The organism is Kitasatospora sp. NPDC096077 (assembly GCF_040303245.1).
Taxonomy (GTDB): domain Bacteria; phylum Actinomycetota; class Actinomycetes; order Streptomycetales; family Streptomycetaceae; genus Kitasatospora.
In genome coordinates, this window is the sequence record NZ_JBEOSV010000030.1 from 1 (window position 1) to 14,591 (window position 14,591).

A 14,591-nucleotide genomic window follows, 5' to 3' on the forward strand; every position below is an offset into this window, starting at 1 on the left:
GAGGCCTCCTACAGCCGGGCCGGACTGGTCGACTTCCTGGAGTCGCGGCGGATCGGGACCCGCCGGCTGTTCGCCGGCAACCTCACCCGCCACCCGGCCTACATCGGTCAACCGCACCGCGTGGTAGGGGAGTTGACCAACAGCGACATCATCACCGAACAGACCTTCTGGGTGGGCGTCTACCCGGCCCTGACGGCCGAGATGATCGACTACGTCGCATCCTCGGTGAAGGAGTTCGCGGCCACCCACAGCTGAGCCGGACGGACCGGGCGGGGGCACCGACACGGTGCCGGCGGAGACCGTGGAACGAGGAGCGCATGGACGCTGATGTGATCATTGTCGGGGCCGGCCCGGCGGGCCTGATGCTCGCGGGCGAGCTGCGGTTGGGCGGTGCCCGGGTCGTGGTGCTGGAACGGCTGGCACGGCCCAGCGGCGAGTCCCGCGGGCTGGGCTTCAACGCGCGGACCATGGAGGTCTTCGAGCAGCGCGGGCTGCTTCCCCGGTTCGGCGAGGTCAGCACCACCGCGCAGGGCCACTTCGGCGGCGTTCCGGTGGACTTCGGCCTGCTGGAGGGCGCCCACTACGGGGTCAAGGGGATCCCGCAGTTCCGGATCGAGCAGGTGCTGTCGGACTGGGCGGTCGAGCTGGGCGCGCGGATCCGGCGCGGCCAGGAGGTGGTCGGGCTGGTCGACCGGGGCGAGCACGTCGAGGTCACCGTGCGCGGGCCGGCCGTCACCAGCACCCTGCGCGCCCGCTACCTGGTCGGCTGCGACGGCGGGCGCAGCGTGGTCCGCCGGGCGGCCGGCTTCGACTTCCCGGGCACCGACGCGACCCGTGAACTGCTGATGGCCGACCTGCGCGGCGGCGCGATCACACCCAGGCCGATCGGCGAGACGGTGCCCGGCGGCATGGTGATGTCCGCCCCGCTCGGCGACGGCGTGGACCGGATCGTGGTCTCGGAGCTGGACGCGCCGCCGACCCCGCGCGACCGCCAGGTCGGGTTCGCCGAGGTGGCGGCCGGCTGGCAGCGGCTGACCGGCCAGGACGTCAGCGCGGCGGACCCGGTCTGGGCGAGCTCCTTCACCGACGCCGCCCGCCAGGTGACCGAGTACCGGCGCGGCCGGGTCCTGCTGGCCGGCGACGCGGCGCACATCCACCTGCCGGCCGGCGGGCAGGGGCTCAACGTCTCGACCCAGGACGCGGTGAACCTCGGCTGGAAGCTGGCCGCCACGGTGCGCGGCCGGGCCCCCGCGGGCCTGCTGGACAGCTACCACGCCGAGCGGCACCCGGTCGGCCGCCGGCTGCTCGGCAACACCCGGGCCCAGGGCCTGCTCTTCCTCACCGGCGACCGGATGCGGCCGTTCCAACAGGTGCTCGCCGAACTGGTCGGGTACCCGGCGGTGGCCCGGCACCTGATCGGCAAGGTCTCGGGCCTGGACATCCGCTACCCGAGCGGCGACGACGACCACCCGCTGCTGGGCCGGCGGCTGCCCACCGACCGGCAGCTGGTCCGCCGGGACGGCCGCGCCACCACCACCGGCGAACTGCTGCACCGGGCCCGGGGCGTGCTGCTCGACCTGACCGGCGGGAGTCCGGCCGTCGACACGGTGACGCCCTGGCGCGACCGCGTCGACGTGGTCGCCGCCGAGTCCGACCCGGAGACGGCGGGCGGCGCGGGCGTGCTGCTGATCCGGCCGGACGGGCACGTGGCCTGGGCGGACACCGCCGCCCTGGAGCTGACGACGGCGCTGGAGCGCTGGTTCGGAAAGGGACTTCCATGCGTGTGATGTTCGCGGTCTTCCCCGGCCCCTCCCACGTGCCGCCGGTGGTCCCGCTCGCCTGGGCGCTGCGGGCCGCGGGGCACGAGGTGGTGCTGGTCAGCCACCCCGGCACCGCCGGACGGATCGAGGGCACCGGGCTCGCCCCGGTCGCACTCGGCGAGCCGGAGGACCTGGCGGCCTCGGTCCGCGGCTGCGCGGCCGACCCCCGGATGGCGCGGATCGTGGACGCCTTCGGGCTGGACCCGGCGGACCCGGCCGGCCGCAGCTGGATCGGCACCTACCTGCTGTCCGCCTTCCGGCACTACTACCTGACCGACCAGGCCGCCGGCCCGCGGGCGATGACCCGCCGGCTGACCGCCTTCGCCCGGCAGTGGCGCCCGGACCTGGTGCTCTGGGACCCGCTCTTCTTCCCGGCGCCGCTCGCCGCGCGGGCCTGCGGGGCGGCGCACGCCCGGGTGCTGTGGGGGCTGGACCACCTCGCCTGGGCTCGCCAACGCCTGCGGGACACCGCCGGCACCGCCGGCACCGCCGACCCGATGGCGGAGCTGATGGCCCCCGTGCTCGACGAGGCGGGGATCGACTTCGCCGAGGACCTGCTCGCGGGGCAGTGGACGATCGACCCGATGCCGGCCCGGATGCGGCTGCCGGTGGACCTGCCGTACCTGACGATGCGCCGGATCCCGTTCGCCCCGGCGCGGGTGCTGCCGGAATGGCTGAGCGGCCCCCCGGAGCGGCCCCGGATCTGCCTCACCCTCGGGCACGGCGAGGGCCGGCCGGACACCCAGGGTGCCCGGCTGGTGCGCGCGGTGGTCGACGCGGTGGCCGGCCTGGACGTGGAGCTGGTCGCCACCCTGACCAGCGGTCAGGCCGCGCTGGCCGGCCCGCTGCCGGACAACGTCCGCACCGTCGACTACGTGTCGCTGGACCAGTTGCTGCCGAGCTGTGCCGCCGTGGTGCACCACGGCGGCGGCGGGACGTTCGCGGCCGCCGTGGCGCACCGGGTGCCCCAGCTGATCGCTCCCCCCGAGGTCGGGGACTACGCCGCGATCGCCCGGTACGTCGCCGGACGCGGAGCCGGTGCGGTGCTGGACGGCGCCACCGCGACCGCCGCCGACATCCGCGAGCAGCTGACCGGTGTCCTGCACGGCGACCGCTACCGGGCGGGCGTCACGGACCTGTACGCCGAACTGCTCGCCGCCCCCGCCCCCGGTGACCTGGTGCCGGTGCTGGAGCGGCTCACCCGGCTGCACCGGGAACGCCCGGCGGCCCGGAAGGAAGGCTGACACCCGTGCGCGTACTGCTCATCACCAGTCCGGTCGCCACCCACCTGATGCCGATGGTTCCGCTGGCCTGGGCGCTGCGGGCGGCCGGTCACGACGTGCTGGTCGTCGGCCAGCCGGACGTGCTGGGCATGGCCCGGCAGGCCGGTCTGGAGGCCGTCGCGGTCGGCGACTGGTTCCGCATCGACGAGCTGACGATGCGCCGACTGCGGCCCGGCGAAAGGCCGTTGGAGTCACTGGGCCGGCCGACCGCCGAGCTGTTCGGCACCTTCCCGCCCACCTGGCGGCAGCACAGCGAGGCGGTGCTGCCGCACTATCTCGACCTCGCCCGCCGGTACCGCCCGCAGCTCGTGCTGGCCGACGTCATGGAGGTCAACTCGCTGGCGGTGGGCGCCCTGCTCGGAGTGCCGGTCGCCCAGCACCGGTTCGGTGTCGACCCGGTCTCCGCGCCGGTGCGCGGGGGCGCCCGCCGCGCGCTGGCCGGGCTCTGCGCGGACCTCGGCCTGGACCGGTTGCCCGACCCGGACGTGCTGATCGACCCGTGCCCGCCGCAGCTGCAACTGCCGGACCTGGAACCGGCGTTGCCGATCCGCTTCGTACCGTTCAACGGGAGCGGCGAGGTGCCCGACTGGGTGGTGGACCGACGGGCCGGGCAGCGCGCCCGGTTCCGGGTCGCGGTCTCGCTCGGGGTGCGCACCCTGGCGCTGAACGGCGTGCCGTTCGTCCGCCGGCTGCTCGGCTCGTTCGAGGCGCTGCCCGAGGTCGAGGTGCTGGCCACGGTGGACGCCGGGTACCGCGCGGAGCTCGGCCCGCTGCCGGCCGGGGTCCGGCTGATCGATCCGGTGCCGCTGCACCTGCTGGCGGACTCCTGCGACGTGGTGGTGCACCACGGCGGGGCCGGCTCGGTGCTGACCGCCAGCGCCCGCGGGGTGCCGCAGCTCGCCCTGCCGCAGTTCGCCGACCAGTTCGCGCACGGGGACCGGCTGGCCGCCGTCGGCGCCGGGCTGACCCTGGACGACGTGCGCGGCCAGGACGATCCGGAGCGGGTGGTGAAGGCGGTCGACGAACTGCTCACCGACCCCGACTACACCGAGCGGGCCGGGCGACTGCGCGACTGGATCGCGCAGTCGCCCGCCCCGGCGGAGGTCGTGGCCGAGCTGGTCCGCCGGCTGTGAGGCGCGCCCGGGGTCATGCCGTGCTGCGCGCCGCGTGGGCCAGCACCTCGCTGATCGCGGAGACCGGTTGGGCCCCGGAGAGCGAGAACCGCTCGTCGACGAGGAAGCTGGGCACCCCGCGCACGCCGAACGCCCGGCCGCGCTGCTCGTCGGCGCGGACCGCCTCGCCGTAGGCGTCGCCGGCCAGCAGTTCGCGTACCCGGTCCTCGGCGAGTCCGGCCTCGACGGCCAGCCGGACCAGCGTCTCCCGGTCGCCCAGGTAGGCGCCCTCGGCGGTGTAGCCGCGCAGCACCCGCTCGCGGGCCGGCTCGCCGAGGCCCTGCTCCTCGGCGAGGTGCAGGATCCGGTGCACGTCGAAGGTGTTGACCGGGCGCGCCTGCTCAAGGCGGTAGTCCAGGCCCAGTTCGGCGGCGAGCTGGGTGACGGCCGCCAGCCCTTCGAGCGCGCCCTGCGGGCTGAGGCCGAGGTCGCGCTGCATGCACTGGGGGATGGTCAGTTCGCTGTGCTTGGGGCCCCGCGGGTCCAGCTCGAAGCTGCGCCACACCACCGTGACGGCGTCCCGCTCCTCGAAGTCGGCGAGGGCGAGTTCGAGTCGGCGCTTGCCGATGTAGCACCAGGGGCAGACGACGTCGGACCAGGCCTCGACAGTAATCGTTCGCATGGGCAAACCATAAGACAGGAGCTTTCTGAAAGTAAGACCCACTCTCTCAGTGTGTTCGATTTTGCTATGCTCGGAGCATGAGCGCTGGAACCACCGCCGAAGCCGGAACGACCCCTGCCGCGGAAACGACCCCTGTCTCGGACCGGGTGATCGAGGACGCCTTCAGCGCCGACTGCCCCGCCCGTCAGCTGCTGAACCACATCAGCAGCCGCTGGGGGATCCTGATCCTGGCCGCACTGCGGGACGGGCCGACCCGGTTCTACGTCCTGCGCGACCGGATCGACGGGATCAGCGAGAAGATGCTCTCCCAGCACCTGCGCGAACTGACCCGGGACGGCCTGGTCAGTCGCACGGTGGAGCCCTCGATCCCGCCGAAGGTGAGCTACGGGCTGACCCCGATCGGCGGGGAGGTCGCCGTCAAGCTGGACGACCTGCTCGGCTGGATCACCGCGCGGATCGGTGACGTGACGGTCGCCCAGCGCGTGTACGACGAGGCCGAGTAGCCTCCTCGGGGCACGGCCGGGGCGCACCGCGTCCCGGCGGCACGGCGGTGGACCGGCGGTGACGACCCCGCGGACGCGGGGAACCGACCCGACTGTCGAGGAGCCGGACATGCACGTCCTGCACGATTCCCTGCCCGCCCTGCGCCACCCGGAGGCCGAGTCGGCCCTGGTGGGCCTGCTGCTGTTCCGGGGCGAGGAGTCGCTCCGGGCCGCCGCCCAGCGCGCCGCCGCCGAGGCGGTCGTCGACCACTGGCGGGCCAGCGGCCCGGCCCGGGCGGCGCTCTCGCTCAACTGCCTGGTCAGCACCGACAACCGGGCGCTGCTCAGTTACGAGCAGTGGCCGAGCGAGCGGGCCGTGCGGGACTACCTGGCCGACGGGGAGGCCACCGCCGCGGCGGCCGGCCTGCCGGGGGTCACCGACCACTTCGAGCCGGTGCACTACCGGCTGTACCGGAGCAGCAGTTGGGACACCACCCGGGCGCCCGGCTGCATCCTGATCGCGGCCTTCGAGCTCGACGAGGCCGGACCGGACGGTCCCGGCGCCGGGCGCGCCTGGGCGGACGCGGTGCTGGACAGCCTCGACGCCGCGCACGCGGCGGGTGACGCGCCCGAAGGGGCGCTCGGCGCGCACTTCCACATCAGCGCCGACGGCCGGCACGTCCTCAACTACGCCGAGTGGACCTCGGAGGAGGCGCACGCCGCCTTCATGGTCGGCGCGCAGCGGCGCCAGGCGCTCGGGCGGGTGGGCGGCATGCCCACGAAGACCAGTCCGGGGAACAGCCGCTACCGCCTGTTCCGGGCGCTGTCCGCGGCCCCGGACGGCCGGCCCGCGACCGCCTGACGTTCCGTCAAAGTGACCTGGTAGTCCGCCTGAACTGCCCGACGGCTCACCTGAGCCGCCGGTGCGGGGTCCGCCCGACCCGTCGGGCGGACCCGAATGGGCTGACTCATGGAACTGGGCTTACCGAAAGAAAGCCTATAACCTATAGTGGGTGGAGGATGATCTTCTAGGGAGAGGACTTCGTACGCCCATGTCTGAGAGTTCGGCGCCCGCCGCCACACCCGAGGGCGGCTCGCAACGGCCCGCCCCGCTCGTCCTGGTCGCCATCGTGGTGGCCATGCTGCTCGCGTCGATCGACAACCTGATCATGGGCACGGCGCTGCCGACGATCGTCAGTGAGCTGGGGGACGCCTCGCACTTCTCCTGGGTCACCTCCGGCTACATCCTGGCCACCGCCGCGTCCACCCCGATCTGGGGCAAGGTCGGCGACATGTACAGCCGCAAGTGGGCCTTCCTGATCTCGATCGCGGTCTTCCTGGCCGGATCGGTGCTCTGCGGACTCGCGCCCTCCATGGGCGCGTTGATCGCCTTCCGGGTCCTCCAGGGCATCGGCGGCGGCGGGTTGATGGTGGGCGCGCTCTCGCTGATCGGCGTCCTGGTCGCTCCGCGCGAGCGCGGCAAGTTCCAGGCCATGGCCTCCATGGTGATGGGGGCCGCGATGGTCGCCGGGCCGCTGGCCGGCGGCTTCCTCTCCGACCACCTCGGCTGGCGCTGGTGCTTCTACGTCAACGTGCCGTTCGGCGTGCTGGCCATCGGCGCCCTGATGGTGGCGCTGCACCTGCCGGCCAACCCGCGCCCCGGCGCCTCGCTGGACTACCTCGGCGCGGCCGTGCTCGCGACGGCCGTCGTGCTGCTGGCCCTGGTCACCACCTGGGGCGGCACCCAGTACGCCTGGGGATCGCCGGTGATCATCGGGATGCTGGTGGCCGCCGCGCTCGCGGTGGCGCTGCTGCTGGTGATCGAACGCCGGGTGCCCGAACCGATCCTGCCGCTGTGGATCTTCAAGCGGGCGAACTTCTCCGGGGCCGTGCTGCTCGCCTTCTTCGTGGGGGTGGTGATGATCGTCTGTCTCACCTTCCTGCCGGTGTACCAGCAGGCCGTGCAGGGGGCCTCCGCCTCCAACGCGGGCCTGCTGATGCTGCCGCTGCTGCTCTCGATGGTCGGGATCAACACCTTCACCGGAGCGGTCATCTCGCGCGGCGGCCGGTTCAAGTTCTACTCGGTGCTCGGGGCGGGGCTGTTGGTGGCCGGCGTCCTGCTGCTCGCCACGATGGACGTCGACACCAGCCGGATCCTCACCGGCGCCTACATGGTGCTGATCGGTGTCGGGCTCGGGCTGCTGATGCAGATCACCATCGGCGTCGCGATGGAGAGCGTCGAGCTGAAGGACCTCGGCGCGGCCTCGTCCACCGTGACCCTGTCGCGCTCGATCGGGGGATCGCTCGGCCTGTCCGTGGCCGGCATCCTCTTCAGCCGGTCCGGCGACGGAACCGGACTGGACATCAAGAAGGCCAACGGACTCGACGAGGCCGCCCGCGAGGCGTTCCGACGGACCATCGACCACGGGACGCACCAGGTCTTCGTCTACGTCTCCGCCATGGCCCTCGTCGGCTTCCTCGTCTCCTGGTTCATCCGGGCCAGGGCGCAGGCCCCCAGCGGAGCCGCCGTTCCGGAGCAGACCCCCGCGGAAGAGGCGGCCGAGGCGCACTGACGCCCGGTCGGGGCGAGGGAAGGCGCCGGGCGCGGCCGACACCCAGAAACGGAAGTGCTCATGCGCGTACTGTTCACCGTCTTCCCCGCCACCGCCCACGTCCAGCCGATCGTCCCGCTGGCCTGGGCGCTGCAGAACGCCGGGCACCAGGTCCGGGTGGCCATCCACCCGGACGCGGTCGACCTGGTCACCAGCGCCGGGCTGGCCGCCGTGCCGGTCGGCCCGCAGGACCACCTGCAGCACGTGATCGCCTGCAACTCCGACATCGAGAAGCTCGACATGCTCGACGACGCACTCGCCCTGGACACCGCCAGCGACGAGCGCTGGGAGCAGCAGTGGCTGCAGCTCACCCGGATCCTGTCGGTCTTCACACCGGTCCTGCCCGACCTGGTCGAACTGGCCCGCGACTGGCAGCCGGACCTGGTGCTGTGGGACCCGTTCTGCGTGCCGGCCGCGGTGGCGGCGACCGCGGCCGGCGCCGCCCACGCGCGCATCCTGTGGGGGCGCGACAACATCGCCTGGTTCCGGGCCCGCTCGGTGGAGCGGCTCGCCGCCGGCGCCGAGGACCCGGTGCGGGCCCTGATGGCGCCGCTCCTGGAGCCCTACGGGCTGCCCTACACGGAGGAACTGCTGCTGGGGCAGTGGACCGTGGACCCGATGCCGCCCGGCCTGCGGCTGCCGGTGGACCTGCCGTACCTGCCGATCCGCCGGGTGCCCTACAACGGCGCCGCCGTACTGCCGTCCTGGGCCGTCGCCCGGCCCGCGGTGCCCCGGGTCTGCCTCACCCTCGGCGTCGGCGGCCGCGGCCACCAGGTGTTCCAGGAGAGCGGGGTGAGCTTCGCCGAGCTGGTCGAGGCGCTCTCCCGGCTGCCGATCGAACTGGTGGCGGCCGTGGACGGCAAGCAGCGGGCGACCGTGGCCCAAGTCCCCGACAACGTCCACCTGATCGACTACCTGCCGCTCAACCACCTGCTGCCGACCTGCGCGGCCATCGTCCACCACGGCGGTGGGGGCACCTTCGCCACGGCCGTGGCCCACCAGGTGCCGCAGTGCGTGATCCCGATGAACTTCTGGAACGAGAGCGCGATCGGCGCGTACGTGGTGGAGCACGGTGCCGGCATCCGCATCGAGCCGCGGGAACTGACCGCCGAGCGGCTCACCCGCGAACTCACCGCCCTGCTGGCGGACCCGGCCCACGCCGCCGGCGCGGCGGCCCTCCACCGCGAACTGCTGAGCACACCCGGCCCGGCCGAAGTCCTGCCCCTACTGGAAGAGCTGACCAGGCGTCACCGTGCTGGTTAGGCTCGTGCGAAACCGGGACCGTCGGGTCCGGAACAGAGGAGAGACATGCGCTGGGAGAACGTCAACATCAGCTCCGCCGCCGCCTGGCTGGGCCGGTTCGAGGATGTCAGAACCGCTGTGGAGCAGGGCCGTTACGACGCCGAGGAGGCCGAGGCCGACGGCTACCTCGGGGTACGGGTCACCGACACCGGGTCCCCCGCGGACATGGCGGTGACCGCCGGCCGTACCGCGCTCGCCCGGGTCGCGGATCAGATACCGCACGTCGAACTGCTGATGCACGCGAGCTTCGGCTTCCAGGGCATCGACCACTGGAGCCCGGCCGCCTACATCGAGCAGCGCACCGTCGGCGGGTCGGCCTCGGCCATGGAGGTCAAGCAGGCCTCCACCGGCGGCCTGGCCGCCCTGCACCTCGCCGCGGCCCACGTCACCGCGGGCTCGCCGACCTCGTCGGTCCTGGTCACCACGGCCGACGCCTACCGCCTGCCGGTCTTCGAGCGCTACGGCGCGGACGACGGGGTGCTGCGCGCCGACGGCGCCAGCGCCCTGGTGGTCACCCGTCAGGAGGGCGTGGCCCGGGTCCTGTCCACCGTGCTCTGCGGCGACACCACCCACGAGGCGATCCACCGCGGCGACGAGCAGTGGAGCGACGTGGCCGGCAGCAGCGGCTGGCCGGTGGACCTGCGCCACCGCAAGCAGCAGTACTTCGACCGCACCGGGCTGGCCGGCCGGGACGTCGGCATGGCGCTGATCCAGGGCACCCAGAAGGCACTGCACCAGGCCCTGGACGAGGCCGGCACGCGGCCGGACGAGATCGCCCGGTTCGTCTTCCCCAACCTCAGCCTCCCGGCGCAGCGGATGATGTACCAGTGGGAGGCCAACGGGATCGACGAGTCCCGCACCACCTGGGGCTGGGGGCGCGGGGTGGGACACATCGCGGCCGGCGACCAGGCCGCCGGCCTGGCCCACCTGCTGGAGACCCGCGCCGTGCGGGTCGGTGACCGGGTCGTCCTCTGCGGCACGGGCAGCGGATTCAGCTTCGCCGCCGCCGTGCTGGAGATCACCGCCGTCCCGGACTGGTCCGTCAGCTCGGAGTGATCCGCCGGCGCGGCCCGACCCGGGCGGCGCCACCCACCTTCAGAAGAACCGGTACGCCCCGACGGGGCGCACTGGTTCTTCTGTTTTTCCGCACCCGAGAAGGAGAACACGCATGGAGGAAGCAACCGTCGTCGTGGTGGGCGCGGGTCCCGCCGGGCTGATGCTCGCCGGCGAGCTGCGGCTCGCCGGGGTCGAGGTGGTCGTGCTGGAACGGCTGCCCGAACCCACCGGCGAGTCCCGCGGGCTGGGCTTCACCGCCCGCACCATGGAGGTCTTCGACCAGCGCGGGCTGCTGCCGCGCTTCGGCCCGATCGACACCAGCACCGTCGGCCACTTCGGCGGCCTGCCGGTCGACTTCGGGGTGCTGGCGGGCGCCCACCAGGCCGCCAAGACCGTCCCCCAGTCGCACACCGAGGCGGTGTTGGAGGCCTGGGCCACCGAGCTCGGGGCCGATCTGCGCCGCGGCCACGAGGTGCTCTCGGTGGCCGACGAGGGCGACGCCGTCCGGCTCACCGTGCGCGAGCCCGGTGGCACCGAACGGACCCTGCGCACCCGGTACCTGGTCGGCTGCGACGGCGGACGCAGCATGGTGCGCAAGGCGGCCGGGTTCGACTTCCCCGGCACGGCCGCCACGATGGAGATGTTCCTGGCGGACGTGACCGGCCTCGACCTGGAACCGCGGATGATCGGGGAGACCCTGCCCGGCGGCATGGTGATGGTCGGGCCGCTGCCCGGCGGCGTCACCCGGCTGATCCTCTGCGAGCGCGGCGTCCCGCCGCAGCGGCGCACCGGCCCGCCGTCCTACCAGGAGGTCGTCGACGGCTGGAAGCGGGTGACCGGGCAGGACATCTCGCACGGCGAGCCGGTCTGGGTCAGCTCGTTCGGCGACGCCACCCGGCAGGTCACCGAGTACCGGCGCGGACGGGTCCTGCTGGCCGGCGACGCCGCCCACATCCACCTCCCGGCCGGCGGCCAGGGCATGAACACCAGCATCCAGGACTCGGTCAACCTGGGCTGGAAGCTGGGCGCGGTGGCCCGCGGCCGCGCGCCGGAGAGCCTGCTGGCGACCTACCACGACGAGCGGCACCCGGTGGGCCGCCGCCTGCTGATGAACACCCGGGCGCAGGGGCTGCTCTTCCTGTCCGGCGCCGAGGTCCAGCCGCTGCGGGACGTCCTCGGCGAACTGATCGAGTTCCCGGAGGTCTCCCGCCACCTGGCCGCGATGGTCAGCGGCCTGGAGATCCGCTACCCGATGGGCGGCGGGCGCCACCCGCTGCTCGGCTTCCGGATGCCCGACCTGGAGCTGGTCACCGCGGACGGCGGCAAGACCAGCAGCACGGCACTGCTGCGGGCCGGCCGCGGCGTGCTGCTCGACCTGGCCGACAACCCCGTGCTGCGGGGGCGGACCGTCGGCTGGCGCGACCGGGTGGACGTGGTCACCGCCGCACCGCACGGGCTCGACGAGCACGACCCGCTGGCCCGCACCGCCGCCGTCCTGGTCCGCCCCGACGGGCACGTCGCCTGGGCCGCCCCCGGCAGCACCCAGGACCTGCCGATGTCCCTGGAACGGTGGTTCGGGAAGGCGTCGGCATGACGGCACGGCGTGTCGTCATCACCGGCATCGGGGTGCTGGCCCCGATGGGCGTCGGCACCGCGGACTTCTGGCGGCTGATCAGCGAGGGCCGCACCGCGACCCGGCGGATCAGCTTCTTCGACCCCTCCGCGTTCCGCTCCCAGGTGGCGGCCGAGATCGACTTCGACCCGCACCGGCACGGCCTGGGTCCGCAGGAGGTGCGGCGGATGGACCGGGCCGCCCAGTTCGCCGTGGTCGCCGCCCGCGAGGCGGTACGGGACAGCGGGCTGGCCGCCGCGCTGGACCCGTACCGCACGGGCGTCACGGTCGGCAGCGCGGTCGGCGCGACCATGGGCCTGGACCAGGAGTACCGGGTGGTCAGCGACGGCGGCCGACTGGACCTCGTCGACCACCGCTACGCCGTCCCGCACCTCTACGACCACTTCGTGCCGAGCTCCTTCGCGGCCGAAGTGGCCTGGGCGGTGGGCGCCGAGGGCCCCAGCACGGTGGTCTCCACCGGCTGCACCTCCGGCATCGACTCGGTCGGCTACGCGGCGGACCTGATCCGCGAGGGCAGCGCCGACGTGATGGTCGCCGGCTCCTCGGACGCCCCGATCTCACCGATCACCATGGCCTGCTTCGACGCGATCAAGGCCACCACCCCGCGCCAGGACGAGCCGGAGCACGCCTCCCGGCCCTTCGACGACACCCGCAACGGGTTCGTGCTCGGCGAGGGATCGGCCTTCTTCGTGCTGGAGGAGCTCACGGCCGCCCGCCGGCGCGGCGCCCACGTCTACGCCGAGATCGCCGGCTACGCCACCCGGTCCAACGCCTACCACATGACCGGACTGCGCCCCGACGGCCTGGAGATGGCCGAGGCGATCCGGGCCGCGCTGGCGGAGGCGCGGATGAACGGCGACCGGATCGACTACGTCAACGCGCACGGCTCCGGCACCAAGCAGAACGACCGGCACGAGACCGCCGCCTTCAAACGGAGCCTGGGCGCCCACGCCTACGCCGTACCGGTCAGCTCCATCAAGTCGATGGTGGGCCACTCGCTCGGCGCGATCGGCTCGATCGAGATCGCCGCCTCCGCGCTGGCCATGGAGCACCACGTCGTCCCGCCGACCGCCAACCTGCACACGCCGGACCCCGAGTGCGACCTGGACTACGTCCCGCTCACCGCCCGCGAGCACCGGACGGACGCCGTGCTGACGGTGGGCAGCGGCTTCGGCGGCTTCCAGAGCGCCATGGTGCTGGCCCGACCCGAGCGGACGGCGGCATGACCGCGACCGCGGTGGTGACCGGCCTCGGCATCGCCCCACCCGACGGTCCGGGTACGGCGGCTCCAACCCGGCACTCGTGGTCCGGGCCGCACCGGACCCTTCCCCCCTCCCGCACCCACCCCCGACCCTGAGGAGTTCCCCATGGCCATCCGCGAGTTCACCCTGGACGACGTCCGGCGCATCCTGCTGGCGGCCGCCGGCGCCGGGGAGGGCGTCGACCTCGACGCCGACATCCGCGACCGCAGCTTCGGCGACCTGGGCTACGACTCGATCGCGCTGCTGGAGGCCGGCGGCCGGATCGAGATCGAGTGGGGCATCACCCTGGACGACGCCGCGCTGACCGACGCCGTCACACCGGACGCACTGGTCCTGCTGGTCAACTCCCACCTCGCCGCACTCGCCGTCTGACCCGCGCCGGCCGTTCCCGGGGCGCCGCCGCCCCCGGGAGCGGCGCCCCGCATCCGCCCGATTCCCATGGCGCCGTGCGCCGTTGAGACCGACCCGAGGAGTTCCGATGCCCACCACCAAGCGGCTCGCCCTGATCACCGGCGCCACCAGCGGGATCGGCCTCGCCACCGCCCGACTGCTGGGCCGGCGGGGCCACACCGTCTTCCTCGGCGCCAGGAACGCCGAGGACGTCGCCACCACCGTCAAGAACCTGTGCGAGGAGGGCGTCCGGGCCGACGGAACCGTGCTGGACGTGCGCGACGACGCCGGCGCGCGGGCCTTCGTCCAGGCCGCCGTGGGCCGCTACGGCAGCGTCGACGTCCTGGTCAACAACGCCGGGCGCAGCGGCGGCGGGGTGACCGCGGACCTCGCCGACGAGCTCTGGCAGGACGTCATCGAGACGAACCTCACCAGCGTGTTCCGGATGACCCGCGAGGTCCTCAACACCGGCCGGATGCGCTACAAGACCCGGGGCCGGATCATCAACATCGCGTCCACCGCGGGCAAGCAGGGGGTGGTGCTCGGAGCCCCGTACTCGGCCTCCAAGCACGGCGTGGTCGGCTTCACCAAGGCCCTGGGCAACGAGCTGGCGCCCACCGGCATCACCGTCAACGCCGTCTGCCCCGGCTACGTGGAGACGCCGATGGCCCAGCGGGTGCGCGCGGGCTACGCCGCCGCCTGGGACACCGACGAGGCGGCGGTCCTGGAGAGGTTCCGGGCCAAGATCCCGCTGGGCCGCTACTCCACCCCCGAGGAGGTGGCCGGCCTGGTCGACTACCTCGCCTCCGACCTGGCCGCCTCCATCACCTCGCAGGCGCTCAACGTCTGCGGCGGCCTGGGCAACTTCTGAGCCGGCCTCGGCAACTCCTGAGCCGGACGGCCCCCGCCGGGCCCGGCCACCCCGTCGTCCCACCACCGAGAAGGCAGGCACCCGCA

The 14,591-nt window shown here is 73.6% G+C and carries 14 protein-coding genes; 13 read left to right on the forward strand and 1 reads right to left on the reverse strand.

The window, feature by feature from the left end; genetic code table 11:
• From ABTZ03_RS24470 to ABTZ03_RS24485, 4 genes are all read left to right on the forward strand, one after another.
• A partial coding sequence (locus ABTZ03_RS24470; protein ID WP_350515204.1) for a DegT/DnrJ/EryC1/StrS family aminotransferase occupies nt 1-255 on the forward strand: 255 nt, incomplete at its 5' end.
• Nucleotides 256-317: 62 nt separating this feature from the next.
• Complete coding sequence (locus ABTZ03_RS24475) at nt 318-1,787, forward strand: FAD-dependent monooxygenase (RefSeq protein ID WP_350515205.1); 1,470 nt, start codon at nt 318-320, stop codon at nt 1,785-1,787.
• The gene (locus ABTZ03_RS24480) at nt 1,778-3,064 is read left to right on the forward strand and encodes a nucleotide disphospho-sugar-binding domain-containing protein (protein ID WP_350515206.1); all 1,287 of its coding nucleotides are present in this window, start codon (nt 1,778-1,780) and stop codon (nt 3,062-3,064) included. The genes ABTZ03_RS24475 and ABTZ03_RS24480 overlap by 10 nt, the downstream gene beginning before the upstream one ends.
• Nucleotides 3,065-3,069: 5 nt before the next feature.
• Nucleotides 3,070-4,236, forward strand: a complete 1,167-nt coding sequence (locus ABTZ03_RS24485; protein WP_350515207.1) for a nucleotide disphospho-sugar-binding domain-containing protein — start codon at nt 3,070-3,072, stop codon at nt 4,234-4,236.
• A gap of 13 nt (nt 4,237-4,249) precedes the next feature.
• Here the strand turns inward: ABTZ03_RS24485 and ABTZ03_RS24490 are convergent, their stop codons facing one another.
• Entirely contained in the window at nt 4,250-4,897 is a 648-nt protein-coding gene (locus ABTZ03_RS24490) for a DsbA family oxidoreductase (protein ID WP_350515208.1), read from the reverse strand.
• Nucleotides 4,898-4,974: 77 nt separating this feature from the next.
• Here ABTZ03_RS24490 and ABTZ03_RS24495 point away from each other — a divergent pair, with 77 nt between their 5' ends.
• The 9 genes from ABTZ03_RS24495 (at nt 4,975) to ABTZ03_RS24535 (ending at nt 14,505) form a co-directional block, all read left to right on the forward strand.
• The gene (locus ABTZ03_RS24495; protein WP_350515209.1) at nt 4,975-5,400 is read left to right on the forward strand and encodes a winged helix-turn-helix transcriptional regulator; all 426 of its coding nucleotides are present in this window, start codon (nt 4,975-4,977) and stop codon (nt 5,398-5,400) included.
• A 109-nt stretch (nt 5,401-5,509) separates the two neighbouring features.
• Entirely contained in the window at nt 5,510-6,241 is a 732-nt protein-coding gene (locus tag ABTZ03_RS24500) for a hypothetical protein (RefSeq protein ID WP_350515210.1), read from the forward strand.
• 190 nt (nt 6,242-6,431) lie between these two features.
• Nucleotides 6,432-7,952, forward strand: coding sequence for an MFS transporter (locus ABTZ03_RS24505; protein ID WP_350515211.1), 1,521 nt, complete (start codon nt 6,432-6,434; stop codon nt 7,950-7,952).
• 60 nt (nt 7,953-8,012) lie between these two features.
• Nucleotides 8,013-9,254 (forward strand): nucleotide disphospho-sugar-binding domain-containing protein, encoded by a 1,242-nt coding sequence (locus tag ABTZ03_RS24510; RefSeq protein ID WP_350515212.1) that lies wholly within the window; start codon nt 8,013-8,015, stop codon nt 9,252-9,254.
• A gap of 45 nt (nt 9,255-9,299) precedes the next feature.
• Nucleotides 9,300-10,349, forward strand: coding sequence for a ketoacyl-ACP synthase III family protein (locus tag ABTZ03_RS24515; protein WP_350515213.1), 1,050 nt, complete (start codon nt 9,300-9,302; stop codon nt 10,347-10,349).
• Between the two features lie 112 nt (nt 10,350-10,461).
• Nucleotides 10,462-11,943: an FAD-dependent monooxygenase gene (locus ABTZ03_RS24520; RefSeq protein ID WP_350515214.1), complete on the forward strand. Its 1,482-nt coding sequence runs from the start codon at nt 10,462-10,464 to the stop codon at nt 11,941-11,943.
• Nucleotides 11,940-13,208: a beta-ketoacyl-[acyl-carrier-protein] synthase family protein gene (locus tag ABTZ03_RS24525; RefSeq protein ID WP_350515215.1), complete on the forward strand. Its 1,269-nt coding sequence runs from the start codon at nt 11,940-11,942 to the stop codon at nt 13,206-13,208. The genes ABTZ03_RS24520 and ABTZ03_RS24525 overlap by 4 nt, the downstream gene beginning before the upstream one ends.
• Before the next feature lie 141 nt (nt 13,209-13,349).
• Nucleotides 13,350-13,616, forward strand: a complete 267-nt coding sequence (locus tag ABTZ03_RS24530) for an acyl carrier protein (RefSeq protein ID WP_350515216.1) — start codon at nt 13,350-13,352, stop codon at nt 13,614-13,616.
• Between the two features lie 106 nt (nt 13,617-13,722).
• Nucleotides 13,723-14,505 carry an SDR family NAD(P)-dependent oxidoreductase gene (locus tag ABTZ03_RS24535; RefSeq protein WP_350515217.1) on the forward strand — a complete coding sequence of 261 codons (783 nt, stop codon included), beginning with the start codon at nt 13,723-13,725 and terminating at the stop codon, nt 14,503-14,505.
• Nucleotides 14,506-14,591 lie beyond the last annotated feature (86 nt).